At 65.5% G+C, this 20,110-nt stretch carries 18 protein-coding genes; 8 read left to right on the forward strand and 10 right to left on the reverse strand.

The genetic code is table 11. The features are described 5' to 3' along the window. Positions 1 to 3: 3 nt before the first annotated feature. From GOAMR_RS25080 to GOAMR_RS07110, 5 genes are all read right to left on the reverse strand, one after another. Positions 4 to 141, reverse strand: coding sequence for a hypothetical protein (locus tag GOAMR_RS25080; RefSeq protein ID WP_005184738.1), 138 nt, complete (start codon positions 139 to 141; stop codon positions 4 to 6). A gap of 40 nt (positions 142 to 181) precedes the next feature. Beyond that, positions 182 to 907 carry a hypothetical protein gene (locus GOAMR_RS07095; RefSeq protein ID WP_005184742.1) on the reverse strand — a complete coding sequence of 242 codons (726 nt, stop codon included), beginning with the start codon at positions 905 to 907 and terminating at the stop codon, positions 182 to 184. A gap of 195 nt (positions 908 to 1,102) precedes the next feature. Continuing rightward, positions 1,103 to 1,894, reverse strand: a complete 792-nt coding sequence (locus GOAMR_RS07100; protein WP_005184745.1) for a CbbQ/NirQ/NorQ/GpvN family protein — start codon at positions 1,892 to 1,894, stop codon at positions 1,103 to 1,105. Then, positions 1,891 to 3,435 carry a nitric oxide reductase activation protein NorD gene (locus GOAMR_RS07105; RefSeq protein WP_040514622.1) on the reverse strand — a complete coding sequence of 515 codons (1,545 nt, stop codon included), beginning with the start codon at positions 3,433 to 3,435 and terminating at the stop codon, positions 1,891 to 1,893. Before GOAMR_RS07105 ends, GOAMR_RS07100 begins: the two co-directional genes overlap by 4 nt. Positions 3,436 to 3,625: 190 nt before the next feature. Further along, positions 3,626 to 4,234 (reverse strand): TetR/AcrR family transcriptional regulator, encoded by a 609-nt coding sequence (locus tag GOAMR_RS07110; protein ID WP_005184750.1) that lies wholly within the window; start codon positions 4,232 to 4,234, stop codon positions 3,626 to 3,628. Positions 4,235 to 4,440: 206 nt separating this feature from the next. On the opposite strand from GOAMR_RS07110, the gene GOAMR_RS07115 reads away from it, so the two are divergent. Both GOAMR_RS07115 and GOAMR_RS07120 read left to right on the forward strand, forming a co-directional pair. Continuing rightward, the gene (locus GOAMR_RS07115; RefSeq protein ID WP_005184752.1) at positions 4,441 to 5,622 is read left to right on the forward strand and encodes an ATP-binding protein; all 1,182 of its coding nucleotides are present in this window, start codon (positions 4,441 to 4,443) and stop codon (positions 5,620 to 5,622) included. A gap of 120 nt (positions 5,623 to 5,742) precedes the next feature. Continuing rightward, entirely contained in the window at positions 5,743 to 8,043 is a 2,301-nt protein-coding gene (locus tag GOAMR_RS07120) for a hypothetical protein (RefSeq protein WP_005184754.1), read from the forward strand. Positions 8,044 to 8,167: 124 nt separating this feature from the next. Here GOAMR_RS07120 and GOAMR_RS07125 read toward each other — a convergent pair whose 3' ends face one another. The 5 genes from GOAMR_RS07125 to GOAMR_RS07145 are packed head-to-tail and all read right to left on the reverse strand — an operon-like array spanning position 8,168 to position 13,714. Next, positions 8,168 to 9,748, reverse strand: coding sequence for a class I adenylate-forming enzyme family protein (locus tag GOAMR_RS07125; RefSeq protein WP_005184756.1), 1,581 nt, complete (start codon positions 9,746 to 9,748; stop codon positions 8,168 to 8,170). Positions 9,749 to 9,768: 20 nt separating this feature from the next. After that, positions 9,769 to 11,265 (reverse strand): class I adenylate-forming enzyme family protein, encoded by a 1,497-nt coding sequence (locus GOAMR_RS07130; protein ID WP_005184757.1) that lies wholly within the window; start codon positions 11,263 to 11,265, stop codon positions 9,769 to 9,771. Next, positions 11,265 to 12,062 (reverse strand): enoyl-CoA hydratase/isomerase family protein, encoded by a 798-nt coding sequence (locus GOAMR_RS07135; protein WP_005184759.1) that lies wholly within the window; start codon positions 12,060 to 12,062, stop codon positions 11,265 to 11,267. The genes GOAMR_RS07130 and GOAMR_RS07135 overlap by 1 nt, the downstream gene beginning before the upstream one ends. Further along, positions 12,059 to 12,874 (reverse strand): enoyl-CoA hydratase/isomerase family protein, encoded by an 816-nt coding sequence (locus tag GOAMR_RS07140; RefSeq protein ID WP_005184762.1) that lies wholly within the window; start codon positions 12,872 to 12,874, stop codon positions 12,059 to 12,061. Before GOAMR_RS07140 ends, GOAMR_RS07135 begins: the two co-directional genes overlap by 4 nt. A gap of 30 nt (positions 12,875 to 12,904) precedes the next feature. Beyond that, positions 12,905 to 13,714, reverse strand: a complete 810-nt coding sequence (locus GOAMR_RS07145; protein ID WP_040514632.1) for an enoyl-CoA hydratase/isomerase family protein — start codon at positions 13,712 to 13,714, stop codon at positions 12,905 to 12,907. A gap of 273 nt (positions 13,715 to 13,987) precedes the next feature. Between GOAMR_RS07145 and GOAMR_RS07150 the strand changes: the two genes are divergently transcribed. From GOAMR_RS07150 to GOAMR_RS07175, 6 genes are all read left to right on the forward strand, one after another. Further along, entirely contained in the window at positions 13,988 to 14,644 is a 657-nt protein-coding gene (locus tag GOAMR_RS07150; protein ID WP_040514634.1) for a PaaI family thioesterase, read from the forward strand. Next, positions 14,644 to 15,810: a CaiB/BaiF CoA transferase family protein gene (locus GOAMR_RS07155; RefSeq protein ID WP_005184769.1), complete on the forward strand. Its 1,167-nt coding sequence runs from the start codon at positions 14,644 to 14,646 to the stop codon at positions 15,808 to 15,810. The genes GOAMR_RS07150 and GOAMR_RS07155 overlap by 1 nt, the downstream gene beginning before the upstream one ends. Before the next feature lie 33 nt (positions 15,811 to 15,843). Continuing rightward, positions 15,844 to 16,752, forward strand: coding sequence for an enoyl-CoA hydratase/isomerase family protein (locus GOAMR_RS07160; RefSeq protein ID WP_005184770.1), 909 nt, complete (start codon positions 15,844 to 15,846; stop codon positions 16,750 to 16,752). A gap of 107 nt (positions 16,753 to 16,859) precedes the next feature. Then, positions 16,860 to 18,038 (forward strand): thiolase family protein, encoded by a 1,179-nt coding sequence (locus tag GOAMR_RS07165; RefSeq protein WP_005184771.1) that lies wholly within the window; start codon positions 16,860 to 16,862, stop codon positions 18,036 to 18,038. A 12-nt stretch (positions 18,039 to 18,050) separates the two neighbouring features. Next, positions 18,051 to 18,812, forward strand: coding sequence for a crotonase/enoyl-CoA hydratase family protein (locus GOAMR_RS07170; RefSeq protein ID WP_005184772.1), 762 nt, complete (start codon positions 18,051 to 18,053; stop codon positions 18,810 to 18,812). A 233-nt stretch (positions 18,813 to 19,045) separates the two neighbouring features. Next, positions 19,046 to 19,816, forward strand: coding sequence for an SDR family oxidoreductase (locus tag GOAMR_RS07175; RefSeq protein ID WP_005184773.1), 771 nt, complete (start codon positions 19,046 to 19,048; stop codon positions 19,814 to 19,816). Positions 19,817 to 20,110 lie beyond the last annotated feature (294 nt).

Below are 20,110 nucleotides of genomic sequence, written 5' to 3' on the forward strand. Positions count from 1 at the left end.
GCGTCAGTTCCACCAGCCGCGCTGGAACGACCAGACCAGTTGCAGGATGAACATCGACAGCAGGAACCCGTAGATGGTGATCTGGAAGACGATCAGGGCCCGCTTGCGGTCGCGGTCCTGTTTGTTGAGGGGTGCGTTCACGGGAAGCTCCTAGAGAGTACGAAAGATGATGGTGGACAGGTCAATCGGAGAAGATCTCGCGATTGACCGTGTGCAGGAACGGCAATGCCAGGAATGGGGTGATGAACATGATGTCGTAGGCCCACCAGCCGAGCACCGGGAGGATGGTGCCGTCGAAGCGCAGGTCGGCGTACATGGTCATGTTGGAGATGTAGCCGATCCACAGCACCACCCCGAACCAGCAGGTGACGGTGAGCCACTGGTGTCCCCAGCGTTTCATCTGCAGGAAGGCGATCGCGGCGGCCACCCGCATCGGGAAGACGACGAAGATACCGACTGCCTCCCAGCCCTTTTCTCCGGGTGCCGACGCGCCGCCGATATACAGGTCGTTGTACTGCCAGAAGTAGGCACCGTTGTCGGCGTAGTTGCCCCACGCGGTGAAGAACACCCGGTCGAGCAGTGAGTGGCTGGCGAGGAAGTCCAGTGCCCAGCCGACGGTGTTGAGGAAGCCGTCGAGGATCACCAGATAGCCGATCAGGGTGACCAGCAGCGGCCGGACGGTGAGCCCCTCCTGCTGCGCTTTCCGGGACAGGTGCAGCCCGTACAGGAACAGCGGCAACCCGATCAGGCCGAGCAGGTAGGTGCCCATGAACGCGGTGCCCGCGATCATCCACAGGTCCGACTTGCGTTGCGCCTTGCGGCTTTCCTCTTCGTGCTGGTCGTAGGTGAGACCCGTAGTGCGCGAGTCGGCCTTCTCGTCCTTTTTGCGGGAGATCTGGAAACTCATGTCAGTTCCTGCCTTCCGGCTCGCGCACTACTGCGCTGATGGACGTGTGACGAGCCGCCCCGTCGTTGGTTGAGGTGTGACGAGCCGCTAGGCGAGGAGCCTCGAAACCCGGTGAGATGACGTTGTCGCCTTGCGAGGTTTCGAGGTTCGTCGCCAGCGCTCCTCGCACCTCAACCAGCGGGGGGACCGATGCGATCATGCAGATGTTCCCGACAGGTGGGCGGTGGCGATCTCGTAGAGGCCCTCGTGGATGGCGCCGTCGCTGCTGAGTGGGGCGAGGATGCAGGCCTGGGCGGCGGTCAGCTCGTCGGCGCCGGCGGCGATGAACCGGGCGGCGGCCACCAGGGTGCGGGTCGACGGCGGCTCGAAATGGAAGGCGTCATCGGCCTGCCGGATGCTCAACGCGCAGTTGACGAGCCGCTGAGCGACGTCGGCGCCCACACCGGCCTCGGTCATCAGCACCTCGGCTTCACGCTGCGGCGGCAGGTACGTCATCGGGACCGTGACGAACCGCTGCCGGAACGACGGTTTGAGGTCCTTGAGCGAACTCCGGTAGGCCGGGTTGTAGGAGCACACCAGCATGAAACTCTCTGGTGCGTGCAGGGTTTCGCCTGCCCGGTCCAGGAACAGGGTGCGCCGGTGATCGGTCAGCGAGTGCAGGATGGCCAGCGAGTCGTGCCGGGCCTCCACCACCTCGTCGAGGTAGCAGATCGCCCCGGTCTTGACCGCTTTGGTGAGCGGTCCGTCGACCCACACCACGTCACCGCCGGTGACCATGAACCGGCCGACGAGGTCGGCGCTGGTGAGGTCGTCGTGGCAGCTGATGGTGATCACCTCGCGGCCCAGCAGTTGTCCCATGTGTTCGACGAAGCGGGTCTTGCCGCACCCGGTGGGGCCGGTGAGCATCACCGGCATGTGCTGGGCGTAGGCCCATTCGAACAGTTGCACTTCGCTGCCGTTGGAGAAGTACAGGTCGTTGCTTGTCATTCGGACACCAACTCTCGATGGATGTGAGCCAGGACTTCGGGCAGGTCGTCGACGTGGCCGATGCGCCGGGAACGTTTCTCGCCGAACACCTCCGGCAGCGGGTCCACGCGCACCGGCCCGACGCCGATGTAGAAGACGGAGACGGCGACCTCCTCGGCCTCGGAGACGGCATGCGCGACGTCGGCCCACGCGTAGCGGCCCTCGTAGCCTTCGTCGGAGATGAGGCCGTCGCCGATGATGATGAGCAGCCGGCGTTCGGACGGCTGGTCGAGCAGCCGTTTGGTGAGGTGCCGGATCGGTGCGCCGAGCCGGGTGTAGCCGCCGGCTCGCAGTCCTTGCGCGCTCGGGTCGGCGAAGTGCCGGTCGTCGAAGTCCTTGAGGCAGTTGACCTCCACCCGGTGCCGGGTGTTGCCGGAGAACACGAAGATGCCGTGCCGCTCCTTCGCCAGGGTCATCGCACGTGACAGGGCGTCGGCGCAGGCCAGTTCGATGCGGAAGGCTTTGCCGCCGTTGCTGCTCAGCGACGAGCTGCCGTCGAGGAGCAGCGCGGTGCTGACGTCGCGCGAACTGGGCATCAGTTCCCGGAAGATCTTCGGTTCCCCCGCCTCGCCGGTGATGGTGTCGAGGTAGTGCGACACGTACCGGTCGACGTCGACGTCGGAGCCGTCGTCGAGGCCGTTGCGGATGGCCCGGTGGGTGTGCTCGGCGAACCATGTGCGGATGTCGGGCGACACCGACGCCAACGGCGAATTGCGGGTCGGGTGTTTACGTTCGAGCACCGCCACATGGTTGGGCAGGAACGCCTGATTCCACATGTTCCACTCGGGGTAGGGCACCCCGACCCGCTGATCGGGGTTGATCTCCACGTCGTCGTTCTCGGGTTTCGACGGTGGCGGCAGATTCGAGTTGCGCACGCCACCGTCGCCGCCGACCGGAATCGACATGAGCCGCTTGGCATCGGTGCGCGAGGACGTCCACGGCATCCGGCCGTAGCCGCGTTTGAACTTGGCGGCCAGCGAATCGGATTCGGGTGGCCGGACGGTGATCCGGCCCAGAATCGTGTGCGGGTACAGGTCCGCTGTGGTCTTCGCCAGCTCCAGCGCACGGTCGACGATCACCTCGCCGTCGAGGTCGGGGTCGAGGTACTCGATTCCCGGTGCGAGGCGGTCGAGTTCGCGGGTGAGTCCGGGGAAGTTGCGGGTCACCCAGCCCGCGGCCACACCTCCCTCCACGACGGCAAGGGCGGCGAGCTGACGGGCGGTGAGCTCGTGCAGCCGGAACCAGTAGAGCCGGTTCTTCGACGGCGAGCACTGCAGTGCCACACCGCAGGTGAGGGTGGTGCGGGTCCAGCCGGCCTCCAGTGCCGGGTAGGGCACGTTGACGACGGTGTGACCGGCGTTGAGCCCGAATGTGCGGCGCGGGCCGGACATCAGCCGGACACCCGAGATCCGCTGCTGCGAGAACGCGACAGCGGTCACCGAGCAACTGCGTTCGATGCTCATCGCATCGGATTCCGTTGTCACAGCGGCATTCTGGTCCATGTCTGGCGGGGGTATCGTCACCGGTTCACCGAGCGTGGGGGCGCCCATCGGGTCAGAACGTTCCGATGTTCTTCATGATCCAGTACCAGAACCAGATCACCAGTCCCATCACTCCCCAGGCAAAGGCGAGCCGGACGATTTCCTGCCACATAGATTGTCTCCGTATCGTTTTGAGAAGGCGCTAGTTGGTTCAGCGGGCTTGGAGGCTGCGCAGCGTGTAGGTGAGGTAGCTGTCGACGGACTCTTTGCGGAGCTGATCGGCGTCGATGGTGACAGCGAGCAGCCCGTACACACCGAGCAGGAAGAACACGGCGCTGTGGTACGGGTCGACGACGATCTCGGCCTCGCCCCTGCTCTGGGCCGACCCGATCAGCTCGACGACCAGCCCGATCACCTTGTGCTCGCGCCATTCCTCGGTGACCGGCCGGTTGGGTGAGAACCGCAGCGCCACCAGATCTTTGAACAGATGCTTGCCGAGCCGGGTCTCGATATCGGCGATGAGTTCGATGGTTTTGGCCAGCGCGTCGGTCAGCGACGGTCCGGTGGCCAGGAAGTCGCCGAGCACCTCGGAGATCAGATCCTCTTGCCGCGCTTCGATATCCACCAGCACATGCTCTTTGGTGGGAAAGTGGAAATAGAACGTGCCGCGGGCCACGCCCACCTCGTTGACGATGGCGTTGAGGTCGGCGCCGGCAATGCCGGCGCGCGCGTACTCGGCGGTCGCGGCGTCGAGGAGCCGTTGCCGGGTTTCGAGGCGCTGTGCCTCACGCCCGGAGGGCGCACCCCTTGTGTTGCTCATCGAACTTCCCCCGTGGTGTAACCGACATCACTACTCTGGCGATACTGACAGATGTCACTGACACCTGTCAACAAGTGCGACGCTGACGATCGTTGTTGGCGGCCCACGTATCCCGGTGGTCGCTGCTGCTCCTGTCGGGACCTTGCTCGGCTCGAGAGGTCTCGCCACGGTGTGCAAATTTGAAAGCTGATGTTAAATTTGCACACATGATCACTCGCGCGGTGGCTGCGGAACTACAGCGGCGTCTGGCTGCGACGTCCGCTGTGGTCCTGCTCGGACCACGGCAGATCGGCAAGACGACGCTCGCGCGCGAGTTGGCTGATGGCTGGTCGGGCGGCGCGACATACCTCGATCTTGAGCGACCGGCAGACGTGCGGCGGCTCTCGGACGCCGATGCCTACCTGCGCGGACAGTCCCCGCGGCTGGTGGTGCTGGACGAGGTGCAGCGACTCCCCGCGATCACGGAAGTCCTCCGCGGCGTCATCGACGACAACAGGCGGGCGGGCTTTCGCAACGGCCAGTTCCTCTTGTTGGGTTCGGCGTCCCTGGACCTGATGAAACTGTCCTCGGAGAGTCTGGCAGGCCGAATTTCATTTCTGGAGTTGTCCGGCGTAAACGTCGATGAGGCCGCGTCGGCAGGTATCGGAGCGGACGAACGTTGGGTCCGGGGAGGATTTCCCGATGCCTTGCTGGCATCGGACGATGCCTCTCTCCGTTGGCGGCAGGACCTGATCCGGTCGTACCTGGAGCGGGATATCCCGATGTTCGCCCCGCGCATCCCGGCGGAGACTCTGCGCCGTCTATGGACGATGCTCGCCCATTCCTCGGGTGGGCAGCTGAATGCGTCGAAACTGGCTGCGGGGCTGGGTGTAACCAGTCCGACCGTCGCCCGGTACATCGACCTGCTCGCCGATCTCGCACTGGTGCGATCACTTCCGGCCTGGCATACGAACGTTGGAAAACGCATCACCAAGGCCCCGAAGGTACACGTGCGTGACTCCGGTCTGCTCCATGCGCTCCTCGACATCGATTCCCTCAACACTCTTCTCGGACACCCCTCCGCCGGAGCCAGCTACGAGAGCTTCACGGTCGAATGCATCATCGACGCCATCGGCGATCGATGGCAGCCCTATCACTACCGGACAGCACGGGGCGACGAACTCGACCTGGTCCTCGTGCGCGGGGGCCGCCCGCAGATCGCCGTCGAGGTGAAACGCTCCACAGCACCACACGTTTCAGCCGGATTCCATCGCGCAGCCGACGACCTCGCGATCGATGAACGTTACGTCGTCTACCCAGGCGATGACACGTACCCGATGAGCGGCTGCACGGTCATCGGACTTGCATCACTCGTTCGCGTCCTGCGGCAGAGATCGGCGGCGGGTTAGGTGCCAGTGGGCCGCCGCGCATGGCTGTTGTTCCCATGTTGTACCCAAAGGCTTGACGTGCCCCGGATTGGGATGCAACATAGATCGGGTACAACGCTGGAACAACGAGGAGGTCAAAATATGACGTTCTACAAGGCGAGTAAGAATCGTAGCCAAGGTCGGGGTTCGTGGTCGGTGATATTCCGCCACCCGGTTCGGATCGATGTGAGTACGGGTAAGGCTGGACGGCGCGTTCGACGTGGCCTTGGAACGAGTAGTGACGTCGACGCGGACCGGATGGTGGATCAGTTGAACCACATCCTGAGTACACCTGGACTTTGGGAGCCCACTGCACGAACCACCGCGCTTGCGCGGTTTGACGAGCGAGTGGTCGACATCTTCTATGACGGACTTGAGGCGACTGAAGTCGACTTCGCGAAGCTCAGAGAACAGGTGCTTCCGTTGCCAGACGAGTCGGAGGGCTATCGTAGGGTTCTGCTTCTGGGTACGACCGGCGCGGGTAAGACGACGGTAGTGCGTCAGATTCTGGGCACCGATCCGGACACTGAGCGCTTCCCATCGACATCGACTGCGAAGACGACGGTCGCTGATACTGAACTGATTACAACAGACGATCAGGCATATCGGGCGGTAGTGACCTTTGTGCCGCGCGATGAGGTAATCGATTATCTTACCGAGAATGTTTCCGCGGCTGCTCGTGCCGCACGTCGAGAAGAATCTGATGAAAAGATTCGGCGGTGTCTGCTCGACCACGTCAACCAGCGGTTCCGGTTCAGTTACGTACTGGGTAGGGGTGTCTCGAAGGTCGATGACCTAGACCTGGCAGACGTTGATGACGATGACGACGAGGCCGATGACATCAACCCAGATGAGTACGGCGCTGTGGATCTGGCGACTACCGACAAAGTTGTGACGTCAGCTGTGGTGGCTGTGAAGGCAGTTGTGGCCCGGTACGTCGGTGAGATTACGAATGAGCTGATCGGTACCGGCGATGGTATGCAGGTGCTGCCGGAGGTGGCTGAAGCGGATGCTCGGGATGATGAACGGGTATTGGAGGAACTCATAGAGGAGAGTTTGGATAGAGACTTGCGCCAGTCCGACGAGTTCCACGCGATCGTTGACTCGCTCGTCGATGAGATCGAGAAGCGTTTTGCTGCTTTGGACGTGGGTGACCTGAAGCGTACTCGCCAGGGATGGCCGTCAACGTGGTCATGGGAGTCGGGTGACCGTGAAGTATTCATCAAGGCGGTCGCAAGGTTCTCCAGCAACTATGCGCCGCTGTTCGGGCGGCTTCTGACACCGCTGGTGAATGGTATTCGCGTGAAAGGGCCATTCCGGCCGAGCTGGTCGTCGGATCCGGTGAGACTCGTCCTGGTTGATGGCGAAGGTCTAGGCCACACTCCGAAATCGGTCGCCGCTCTTTCGGCACATGTGGCAACCCAATTGCGGGCGGTAGACGCGGTATTGCTCGTCGACAATGCCAAACAGCCGATGCAGGCAGCACCTGTCGCGGCGCTGAAAAGTATCGTGGTTGCAGGGGAGGCCAGCAAGCTGCATACCCTTTTTACCCACTTCGATCAGGTTGAGGGGGACAACCTGCCTACGTTCGGCGAGCGCGAGGAACATGTGATGGCGTCAGTCGAGAACGTGCTGAATGCGATCGGCGATGAGTTGAGCCCGTCCGCTGAGCGAACTCTTCGTCACAGGTTCGATGAGGCCCGGTACTTCGTCGGAGGGATACATGAGCCGCTCAGTGGGCGGAAGAGGGCCGGTCGACGATCGATCGAGCAGATGAACGCATTGCTTGTGGCACTGGAGCATCCAGAAGGTACCCCAGACAGTGGACCAAGCCGTCCGGTACTCGATGCGTTTGCTCTTCCGCTCGCCGTTTCGGCCGCAGCCCAGAGCTTTCATAGCCGGTGGCGCGGCCTTCTGGGGCTCAAACATAATTCCGAAGCCCCGAAAGAACACTGGACCCGTGTCAAAGCGTTGAGCCGACGACTGGCTGAAGGATGGCGCGATGAATATGACAACCTTAAACCTGTTGCAGATCTGAGTTATCAACTCCAAGCTCAGGTCTACTTACTACTGCAGCGGCCCAAACGTTGGACGAACGGCGAGCCCAATGACGACGAGAAGCAAGTCGCGCTCGATTCCATATCCAGCAAGCTAACCAGTGAGCTCGTCGACCTGACTCGGCGGCGCCTGCGTGATGAAGTGCGAGCGGGGTGGCAGGAGGCATACTTGCAGAGTGGGCCGGGATCAACATTCAAACGCGCCCAGATCATCGAGCACGATATCTATAGCCGCGGTGCGCCGATCCCGTCCGTCAGTGCTTCGCCTGATCAGAACAGTTTCCTCCGTGACGTCGTCGGTGTAGTAACGACGGTTGTAAATGAGTGCGGCGGTGTCCTTGAGTGAGCACTCTCGGTAAGTCCTCGTACGGAGCCGCAACGGTAGAGGAGTGATTTGAGTTTGCTGTTGATTCCGGAAACGGGATCAATAGTAAACTTAAACTGGGCCGGAACAGAGTGCCGGCGATGTGCTACTCGGCGGCGAGGAGGTCGCGGAGGTCGCCTGCGAGGACCTTGCCGGTTCCGCCCCGGGGGATGTCGTCGGCGGAGGGGACGACCAGCCACACCGACGGGACCTTGAACGAGCTCAGTAGGCCCTTGGCGCTTGCCCGAAGTGACTCGGGGGTGGCGCCGGTGGTCGACACCACGGCGGCACCGACGCGGGGGCCGTTGGGGCCGGGCACGCTGGTGACGAATGCGGCGTCGACACCTTCGATGGCGCGCAGTGCGGCCTGGACCTCGCTGGGGTAGACGGTGGCACCGCTGACCTTGAACATGTCGTCGGAACGGCCCATGTAGAACAGGAAACCGTCGTCGTCGAACCGGCCGAGATCGCCGGTGGGGTAGAAGCCGTCGGCGGTGAACACGTCCTCGCGGCTGCGCCCGCAGATGCCCTGCAGGACGCGCTTGCCGCGCAACTGGATCTCGCCTGATTCACCAGGCTCGAGCGCGGCCCCGGTGACCGGGTCGGCGATCCGGACCTCCACCCCGTCGAACGGCTTTCCACAACTGCCCCAGGCTGATTCGGGCATGTCGTGGTCGGCGCGGAAACCGCAGTAGGGGCCGAAGGATTCGGTCATCCCGAACAGGTTGGCACGCGAACCGGGCCGGGGCCGCAGCTCCGCCGGCAGCAGGGCGGGCAGGCTGCCGTCAGCGATCGACGACAGGTCGGCGCCCGTCTCGGCGGCCAGCGCCGCCACCGACACCGCCTGATCGGGCCAGCCGCGGAACAGGGTGATCCGTTCGGAGACGATCAGATTCAGCGTCGACTCCGGGGTTGGCACCTCCTCGGTGACCAGGGTGGCCCCGGCCAGCAGCGCCGACAGCACCCCGGCACCGAAGCCGCCCACCCAGAAGAACGGCATCGGCAGGTACAGGCGGGTGTCGGGGCCGACGCGCCGCGCCTCCTGTCCGGAGAGCACCGCGAACAGCGCGCTCTCGTGGGAGTGGTTGACACCCTTGGGGGTTCCGCTGCTGCCCGAGGTGAAGACGGTGACCATCGGGTCGGCGGGGGTGACCGCCGCACCCAGGGCGTCCACGACGTCGTCGGGCGCGCCGAGCCCGTCGTGTGCGGCCGCGAACAGCTCGCCGGGAGTCCACGCCGCCCGCAGCGACGGCAGTTCGGCTTCGAGGAGTCGTTCACCGCCGGTCGGCAGCACCTCGAGCCCCAGCCATTCGGCCAGCCCGTCGAGGTAGCGGTGCCCGCGGAATTCCTCGACCGCGATCAGCACCTCGACGCCGGCGGTGGCCAGCTGGGCGTGCAGTTCCCGCGGCTTCAGCAGCGTGCTCAGCGGCACCAGGACCGCGCCGATACGGGTCAGTGCCAGCGAGAGCTGCACCCAACGCGTGGAGTTGGGCATCAGCAACGACACCCGGGTACCGGTCCCGACGCCGGCGTCGACCAGGACGGCGGCCAATTCCCTAGTGCTGGTGTCGAGTTGACTGTAGGTGAGCCGTTCGCCCGGATCGATCACCGCCTCCTTGTCCGGAAGCCTCCTGGCCGCGTCCCGGATCAGGGCGTCGACGGTCAGCGTCGATTGGGGCCTGGCCATCGAGGTTACCGCCGGCGCGCTCATCGGATCGCGCCCGCGAGCTGATCGCGGACGGCCCGCAGGTCGGCCTTCCCGGACGGTGTACGGGGAATGGTGTCGACGATGAGCAGTTCGGTGGGCACCTCGTAGCGGGCGAGCCGGGCACCGAGATGGGTGAGGATGTCCTCGCTGGTGGCAGTGGCGCCGGGCCGCAATTCGACGACGGCGACAGGTGTTTCACCCAACCGATCGTCGGGACGGCCCACCACCGACGCACCGGCGACGGCCGGATGCGATTCGATGGCGTCACGCACCACGTCGGGGATCACCTTGAACCCGCCGCGGATGATGGCCTGGTCGGCGCGGCCGAGGATCCACAGGAAGCCGTCGGCGTCGAGCTTGCCGAGGTCGGTGGTGCGGATCCAGTCCGCATCCGGGCCGAGCTGGCCCGGTTTGACCTCCAGTAGCCCGGATTCGTCGGGGCCCAGGACGGTGCCGTCCTCGGTGACCACCCGCAGTTGTGCACCGCCGGAGGCCCGGCCCACGCTGCCGCGTTTGTCCGCCCAGTACTTCTTGTGATCGGGCAGCGACCAGCCGGCCACGCCGCCACCGAATTCTGTTGCCGCATAAGAGGTGAGGATCGGGATGCCGAACTTGTCGGTGAAGGCCTCGGAGTCCTCCACCGACAGTGGTGCGGTGCCGCTGGTGACCACCTTGATGCTCGCGAGGTCGTCGCGGGTGAGGTCCGAATGCAGCACCATCCGCACCGCCGTCGGTACCAGTGAGACGGCCTTCGGCTGGTGGGTGCGCACCGCGCGCGCCCATTCGTCGAGGTCGAACCGGCCGAGCAGTGCGAACGGGCGGGCCGCGACGATGCACTGCAAGATGCGGTAGATACCACCGATGTGGACCAGCGGCGCGTTGACGATCGCGGCGCCGCTGCTGAGTGTGGTGGGCACGGCGATACGCGTGGCGGGCTCGCCGAGCACGCTGTGGGCCAGCATGTCGTAGCTCAGTTCGACGCGCTTGGGTGGTCCGGTGGTGCCGCTGGTGAGCATGTGCACCGCTACCGGCGACGAAGCATCCTCGGAAGACGGCTGCTCGGTTGGCTTCTCGGTCGCCTCGGTCACCACCACCGGCTCGGCCGGGATCCCTTCGAGCCGCACCACCGATGTCGATGCCGATCCGGCGACCAGCTTGTCCAGATCCGCTTCGGTGCCGATGATCACCGGCAGCTCCAGCGCGGCGATGTCGTCGCGGGTCCGTTCGTCACCCCGGGACGGATTGATCACCACCACCGTGCCGCCGGCCAGCAGCACACCGAGGAACGCGGCGACATGTTCGGGGGTGTTGCGCAACAGGATTCCGGTGCGTGGGGTGGGCTCGGGGTTGAGCCGGGTCACCAGTGCGGAGACCGAACCGGCCAGCGACCCCAGCTGACCCCAGGTGGTCCAGTCGCCGGCGAAGTCGATGGCGCCGGCGTCCGGATCGATCGCCAGGACCGACGCGATGTGGGCGGAAAGCGGATGAGTGGTCATCAACGGATCCTCGGAGGTTTCTTGGCGGCCGTGCCCTGCTCCTGCTGGGCCGCGAGCTCTTGTTTGGCAATCGGATTGCCCAGGCGGGTGTAGATCAGGCCCTGATCCATCGCCGCCCGGTACGGCTTGTCCAGCGACTCCCAGATTGCCTTCACGGTGCCCTGGGTGGCGGTTGGCGGCTTGTTCGCGATGGTCGCGGCGATCTCGTGCGCGCGTGACCATAGATTCTCGCGGGTGGTGATCTCGGTGACCAGGCTGATCCGGAGAGCGGTCTGCGCGCTGACCCGTTCGTCGTTGCCCAGCAACGCGATCCGCAGGCTCTCGGCCAGGCCCACCTTGCGCATGAGGCCCACCGGTTCGAGGGCGCACACCAGTCCGGCCGTGACGTGTGAGTCGAAGAAGGTGGCCTCCTCCGAGCAGATCACCACGTCGGCCTCGTTGATGAAGTACAGCGCGCCCGCGGTGCACATACCTTGCACCGCAACCACGACCGGCTTCCACATCTTCTGCCACTTGGGGCTGAGCAGCTCGCCCGGATCCTCGTGGTTCCAGACGATCTCGGGCTGTCCGTAGGACGAACGCACGTCGAGCCCGGCCGAGAACGCGCGGTCACCGGCGGCGCGCAGCACCACCGCGTGTACCCGGTCGTCGTCCTTGATCAGCGCCCACGCATCGCGCATCTCGTGACACATCAACCGGTTGAACGTATTGAGCGCGTCGGGCCGGTTCAGGGTGATGGTGGCGACGTGGGCGTCGGCGTCGACCTCGTAGAGGATCGTCTCGAAGGCGGTGGTCATCGTGCCTGCCAGTTGGGTGCGCGCTTCTCGACGAACGCACGCGGGCCTTCGAGGGCGTCCTCGGTGCGGGTGACGCGCTCCCGGAACGATTCCGCCAGTAGTTCGGCCTCGTGCATGGGCAGTCCCAGCGTCTTGTGGATAGCCAGTCTGGTACCACGAACCGCAAGCGGCGCATTGGAGTTGACGATGTCGGCGATCTCCTTGGCGCGGGTGAGCAGATCGTCGTGCGGCACCACCTCGGTGACCAGGCCCAATTCGTACGCGCGTTCGGCGCTCATCCGCTCGTGCTTGCCCATGATGGCCATCCGCAACGCCACCGACCGTGGCAGCACCTTGGCCAGGCGCACCACCTCGCGGCCCGCGACCAGGCCGATGCTCACGTGCGGGTCGAAGAAGGTGGCCTTGTCCGAGCAGATGACGATGTCGCCGGTGGTGATCCAGTCCAGTCCTGCGCCGCAGCAGATCCCGTTGATGGCGGCGATGATCGGCTTGGCCATCGTGCGGAACGGCGGGGTACCCTCCTGCGGTGCTTCCCACTGCTCGTATGTCGACAGATACGGGCGTTCGTTGATCACCTTGCCGTCGCCGGGGATCTCCTTGACGTCGGCGCCGGTGCAGAACGCCCGGCCGTTGGCGGTGACGATGATCGTCCACACCTGGTCGTCGTTCTCGGCGGCGTCGTAGGCACGCCGCAGCTCGGTGATCATGAACGGGCTCAACGCGTTCAGGGCGTGCGGCCGGTTCAGGGTGATGACGGCGGTGTGGCCCTCGACCTCGTAGATGATGGTCTCGAAGGTCAGCTCTGTGGACATCGGTGCTCTTTCGGTGAGTGGCGGATAGGGCTAGCGGCCGGTGAAATCCGGATCGCGGCGTTCCCGGAACGCTGCCAGGCCTTCTTTGAAGTCTGTTGTGCGGGTGGATAGTTCGAGTGCATAGAGCTCGTTGTCCATGGCGGTGGGCAGCGATTCGTGCAGATTGGCGTGCAGGGCGTGCTTGGCCAGGCCGAACGCCACCGTGGGACCCGACGCCAGGCGCAAGAGCAGCTCCTCGCTCACCGCGTCGACGTCGGATTCGGGCGCGGATGCGTGGATCAACCCCCACTCGGCGGCCCGCGATCCGCTCACCTTGTCGCCGAGCAGCAGCATGTGCTTGGCCCGGGTGAGCCCGACCAGCCGCGGCAGCAGCCATGTCGAACCGGTGTCGGGGGTGAAGCCGCGGCTCATGAACGGCTCCCAGAATACGGCGTCGTCCGCGGCGACGGTGAAGTCTGCGGCCAGCGCCAGATTGCAGCCCAGACCCGCGGCCCAGCCACGTACCGTGGCCACCACCGGCAGCTGGATGGTGGTGACGAGTTCGATGATGCGGTGCTGGGCGTGCGGCACCCGCCGCACCTGCCGTCCGGTGCGCGGCCGCTCCCCTCCGGTCGCATTGCCGGACACCAGGTCGGCGCCCGCACAGAAGTGGCCGCCCGCACCGGTGATGTGCACGGCGCGCAGCGCATCGTCGGATGCGGCAGCGGTCAGCGAATCGACGACCCGCGACACCATGTCGTGGTTGAGCGAGTTACGGACCGTGGGCCGGTTGAACTCGATACGCAGGATCGCGCCCTCGTGGGAGATCGCGACATCGCTGGTGACTGGCTCCTCGGACACCGGGAACACCCCTGCCCTTCCGCCGGACCGCTCGGGCACCGGCAACCTCTTGGATCAACAATGGCGTAGACGTTACTGTTAGATATACGGTAGGCACTACTGTTAAGACTCGTCCAAGTTAGCAACTAATCGTGGCCGGTGGAACACACCGGTGGAAACGAGAGCAGATGGCACGCGCACAGGAGGTCGCACATGGGTTCGCCGGCAGCTGAGCGACCGGCCGCCGGGCCGGCCGCGAGTGAGCTCGTCGGGTATGCCGCGGGCGGCAAGGGAATGGCCTTCGGTGAGACCCCGTTGCCGCAGACGGTGGCCGCCGCCGCGACGATCCGCAGGCTCACCGGCATCCTGCTCGCTCTCGAGCACGCGGACCCGGCCGTCGACGACATCACCCGGCAGATCGATGCGGTCAGCGACAGGCTCGAGGCCTTGTTGCCGGCGGATCCGCGTCCGCGGATCGGGGACGAGCAGTCCGCCGATCGGCGGATCTACCTCGACCACTCCATGAACATCGGCGCCTACAACCCGGCCTTCCCCGAGTTCGCCTTCACCTCCTCGGAGCCGGATCGGGCGACGGGCACAGTGACGTTCCCGCTGAACTTCGAGGGCCCGCCCGGGCTGGTGCACGGCGGTTTCCTCGGTGTCTTCTTCGACTCGGTGATGCAGCAGCACAACTGCCAGGAGGGGCTGGCCGGCAAGACCAGGTCGCTCAATGTCCGCTACCGCAGGCCCACGCCGCTGCTGCGGGAGCTGGAGTTCGACATCGCCCGCACCGAACACGAACGGGGCCTGCTGTCCACCGGACGGCTGCTGCTCGACGACGAGGTGCTGGCCATCGGCGAGATGGATGCGGTGGCGATGAATACGGACAACCTCATCACCCGCACCTACGGCCGCCGCCGCCCGGCAGCCGGCACCGCGGAGCAAGCCTGATGGGCGGGGGAGTGCGCCCACTCGAGGGCGTGACCGTGGTGGCGATGGAACAGGCCGTCGCCGGACCGTTCGCCACCCGGCACCTGGCCGACCAGGGTGCCCGGGTGATCAAGATCGAACGCGTCGACGGCGGCGACTTCGCACGTGGGTTCGACTCCCTCGCAAGCGGAATCGGCGCCCACTTCGCCTGGCTCAACCGCTCCAAGCAGTCCCTGGCCCTGGACGTGAAGAGTGATCACGGCAAGCAGGTACTGGCCGCACTGCTCGCCGAGTCCGACGTTTTCCTGCACAACCTCGCACCGGGTGCTCCCGCGGCCCTCGGGCTCGACGGGGACACCCTCACCGAGAAGTATCCGCAGTTGATCGTCTGCGAGATCTCCGGCTACGGGAACGGCGGACCCGACGACAGCCGCCGCGCCTACGACCTGCTGATCCAGTCCGAGGCGGCCGTCGTGTCGGTCACCGGCACCGTCGACGAACCCATCAAACCGGGTATCGCCGTCGCCGACATAGCAGCGGGTGTGTACGCGTACACCTCGGTGCTCAACGCGCTGCTCGCCCGCGCCAAGACCGGGCACGGCTGCGTCGTCGAGGTGAGCATGCTCGATGCCGTCGCCGAATGGATGGGGTACGCAGTGACCGTCGCCCGGCACGGACACACCCCCAATATGGTTGTGGGGATGAGTCATCCGGCGATCGCCCCGTACGACGCCTACCCGCTCGGCGACGGCTCGAAACTCGCGCTGAGCGTGCAGAACGATCGGGAATGGGTGCGGCTGGCAACCATCGTGCTCGGCAATCCGGAGCTCGCCGTCGACGAGCGCTTCGCCAAGAACGAGGCGCGCGTGGCCCATCGGGCGGCGGTGGACGCGCTGATCGTGGAGCGGTTCGCCACGCTCGACTTCGCCGCTGCCACCGCATTGCTCGACGACGCCGGAATCGGCTGGGCCAAGATCAATTCCGCGGCCGACCTCGTCGAGCACCGGCAATTGGCCGCCCGCGAGCGCTGGCAGTCCGTCGATTCCCCCGTCGGGACGATACCCACCCTGCTGCCGCCCGGCGTGAGTTCGGCGTGGGACATCGCGCTCGGGCCCATCCCGGCGCTCGGCGCCGACACCGACCGTATCCTCGCCGAACTCGGCCTCGAGCCGGTGCCATCCCCCTGACTCTCTCAAAACCCTTGCTATGGAGGAACACTGATGACCGAAACCGGTAGTAGCGACGGCCGGGTGTTGTTCGACGTGGACCGTGACGCGCGCGTCGCGACCATCACGCTCAACAATCCCGCGCAGCGCAACTCGTACGACAAGCCGATGCGCGACGACCTCGCCCGCTTCCTCGACGAGGTGGTCGACGACGACGACATCACCGTGGTGCTGCTGCGCGGTGAGGGTGGGGTGTTCTCCACCGGCGCCAACATGAACAACGCCTACGGCTGGTACGGCGAGAAGAGTGAAGGTGAGGCGGCGGCCACCAAGGTGGACCGCAAGGCCCGGCCGAGCCAGCGGCGGCGGCTGATCGTCGACCGCAAGACGTTCGAGTTCTACCACAACTTCATGGGCTTCCCGAAGGTCACCGTCGGCGAGATCAACGGCTTCGCGCTCGGCGGCGGTTTCGAGATGGCGCTCATGTGCGACATCTCGGTGATCGCCCGCGACACCAAGCTCGGCATGCCCGCTACCCGGTTCCTCGGCCCGGCCCTGGGCAGCCTGCACATGTTCTTCCACCGGCTTGGCCCGGTGATGGCGCGCCGGCTGCTGCTCACCGGCGACATCGTCGAGGCATCGGCCCTCGAACACCTCGGTATCTTCACCGAGACCTGCGACAAAGAGGTGGTCACCGCCCGCGCCCGCTACTGGGCGGAGAAGGTGGGCAAGATGCCGGCCGACGGCGTCACCATCGCCAAAGAGGCGTTCCGGATGGTCGAGCAGAACCAGGCCTACCAGGGCGAGGAGGTGGCCAGCTACATGTTCCACGCCTACGCCACCAACCTGCAGTTCTCGCCGGGCGAGTTCAACTTCGTCAAGACCCGCGCCGAACACGGCACCAAGGAGGCGTTCCGCCTGCGTGACGAGCATTTCCATGTGGAAGAGCCGGAATTGCGCTGATCGCGACCGGGCATCTACTGGACACGCGTCTGGTCCAATCAGGTCGAGTGACCTACTGTTGTGATTACAGTAGATGCCACCAGCACATCACATCGAGGAAGTAACACATGCCGACACCAGTCATCGTCAGTGCCGTGCGCACCGCCATCGGGCGCTCGTTCAAGGGTTCGCTCGTCAACACCCCGAGCGAGAAGCTCGCCACCTGGATCTTGGAGGCCGCGGTCACGCGCTCCGGCCTGGCCCCGGAGAAGTTCGACGATGTGATCTTCGCCGAACTCAACTACGGCGGCGGCGACCTCGCCCGCCACGCGGCCGTCGCCGCGGGCTACGAACACCTGCCCGGCCAGGCCGTCAACCGGCATTGCGCGGGCAGCCTCACAGCCATCGGCAACGCGTCGGCACAGATCGTCTCCGGCATGGAGCGGGCCATCGTCGCCGGTGGTGTGCAGTCGCTCTCGACCGCGCCGCTGATGAAGTGGCGAGTGCCCAAGGCGGGCGAGTTCAACTTCGTCGAACCGTGGATGCCGCCGAGCCACCCCGAGACCCCCGACGCCCCAACCCTTGACATGGCGATCACCGTCGGCTGGAACACCGCGCAGAAGGCGGGCATCACCCGCGAGGAGATGGACGCCTGGGCTGTCCGATCGCACGAGCGGGCCATCGCCGCCATCGATGAGGGTCGCTTCGCCGGCGAGATCCTGCCGATCAAGGTCGAACTGGCCGACGGTTCGATCACCGAGTTCGCCGTCGACGAGTTCCCGCGTCGCGGCACCACCATCGAGGCCCTCGCGGGCCTGAAGGTGCTGCACCCGGAGATCGAGGGCTTCTCCATCACCGCGGGCAACAGTTCGGGCATCAACGACGCCGCGGCCGCCGTCGCGATCGTCGGGGACGACCTCGCCACCGCCGAGGGACTCGAATCGCTGGCCACTGTGAAGGCCTGGGGCGCTTCGGCTCTCGCGCCGCGTGATACCGGTTTCGGTGCGGTCGCGGTCATCGGCAAGATCCTCGACCGGGCCGGCCTCAAGGCCTCCGACGTGGCGCTGTGGGAAATCAACGAGGCATTCGCCTCCGTGCCCATCGCCGCCTGCCGCGAATACGGCATCGACGAAGAACTGGTGAACATCTCGGGCAGTGGATGCAGCCTCGGACACCCGATCTCGGCGTCGGGCGCCCGCCAGGTCACCACCCTCATCAACGATCTCAGGCGACGTGGCGGCGGCATCGGTGTGTCGGCCATGTGCGCGGGCGGCGGCCAGGGCGGCGCCGTCGTCATCGAGGTCTAGGAGAAGAGGAACATGTCAGACGCAGTACTCGTTGAGCGGCGCGGTCGTGCGCTCATCATCACCATCAACCGCCCCGAGGTGCGCAATGCGATGAATCTCGCCGTCGCACAAGGTGTTGCCGACGCGGTCGACGAACTCGACAACAGCCCCGAACTGTCGGTGGCGGTGATCACCGGGGCGGGCGGAAACTTCAGCGCCGGAATGGATCTCAAGGCCTTCGCGAAGGGTGAGTTCCCGTATGTGGTCGGCCGTGGCATGGGCTTCACCGAGAAGCCCCCGGTCAAGCCGATCATCGCTGCCGTCGAGGGCAACGCCCTGGCCGGTGGTACAGAACTGGTGCTGGCCTGCGACCTGATCGTCGCCGCCAGGAACGCGCGCTTCGGCCTGCCCGAGGTCAAGCGCGGCCTGGTCCCCGGTGCCGGTGGCCTCATCCGGCTCCCCGGCCGGGTGCCGCTGCAGAAGGCGCTCGAATGGTCGCTCACCGGCGAACCGTTCACCGCTGAGCAGGCCGAGCGGTACGGGCTGATCAACATCCTCACCGAGGAGGGCGGTGCGCTCGAGGCCGCGATCGCGTTGGCGGACAAGATTACCGAGGGCGGTCCGCTGGCGGTGGCCAAGATCAAGGAGATCGTCGTCGCGGCCCCCGATTGGCCGGCATCCGAACGTTTCCAGAAGCAGATGGAGGCCATCGCCCCGGTCTTCGCGTCCAAGGATGCCGCCGAGGGGGCGGCCGCGTTCGCCGAGCGGCGCAAGCCCAACTGGACCGGTGAGTGAGAACGACTCTGTGATGGAAACCGGTGCCACCCCATAGTTCGGAGATCGGCCGGGGCCTTCCGCCGGTTGAGGTGCGAGGAGCGTGAGCGACGAGCCTCGAAACCCGGTGAGACGACATGTCATCTCACCGGGTTTCGAGGCTCGGTCGCTGGGCGACCTCGCACCTCAACCGGCGAGGTGCAGCCGGTCGCTGACCCATATGTCCGCACAAGTATGAAAACAAGGGAGCATCAATGTCTTTCGAAGGTGAAGTCGCCGTCGTCACCGGTGGTTCGGGTGGTCTGGGGGCCGCGACGGTGCGGCGTTTGCATGCGGCGGGGGCGTCGGTGGTGATCGCCGACCTCAACGACGAGGCGGCGACGGCGCTGGCTGACGAGCTCGGTGAGCGGGTGGCGTATGTGAAGACCGATGTCCTCGATGACGGCTCGGTGCAGGCGGCGATCGATCGGGCCGGTGAGCTGGGGGTGTTGCGGTATGCGGTGATCACCCATGGCGGGTTCGGGGTGCGGCAGAAGGTGGTCAACCGTGATGGCAGTCCGCATGATCGGGCGGGGTTCGCCAAGACCATCGACCTGTATCTGACCGGCACGTTCAATGTGTTGCGGTTGGCGTCGGCGCAGATCGCGCAGCTCGACCCGAAGGAGAACGGGGAACGCGGGGCGATCGTGATGACCAGTTCCATCGCCGGGTTGGAGGGGCAGATGGGGCAGTTGGCCTACGGGGCGGCCAAGGCGGGAGTGATCGGGATGACGATCTCGGGGGCGCGGGATCTGAGTTCGGTGGGTATCCGGTTGAACACGATCGCCCCGGGGACGATGGCGACTCCGATCATGAAGGGGGTCGGTGAGGAGATGCTGGCGAAGTTCGCGGCCAATATCCCGTTTCCGAAGCGTTTGGGTGAGCCGGAGGAGTTCGCGGCGCTGGCGCAGCATCTGTTGGAGAACACCTATCTCAACGGTGAGGTCGTGCGCTTGGACGGTGCGCAGCGTTTCACCTATCGCTGAGCTGGGAGCCTCATCTCGCCGGACCCTTCGTGACGAGTCCCGCTCGCAAGCTCGCGCGCCTCTCCTCAGGGATCAAGATGTCTGGTCGCGTCCCCGCATCTTGACTCTTGAGGAGGCGAACGCCTGACGTCACCGCCATCAAGACCCCGAAAGCCGAGCACCCTCTTGATCCCTGAGGCCGAAGCGACGAAGGAGCGAGGGTCTCGAAGGGTCCGGCGAGATACGCACATGAGGTGACCACCTCCAAAGCCGAAAGCCGAGCACATTCTTGATCCCTGAGGCCGAAGCGACGCA

It is taken from the genome of Gordonia amarae NBRC 15530, from assembly GCF_000241345.1.
Lineage (GTDB): Bacteria > Actinomycetota > Actinomycetes > Mycobacteriales > Mycobacteriaceae > Gordonia > Gordonia amarae.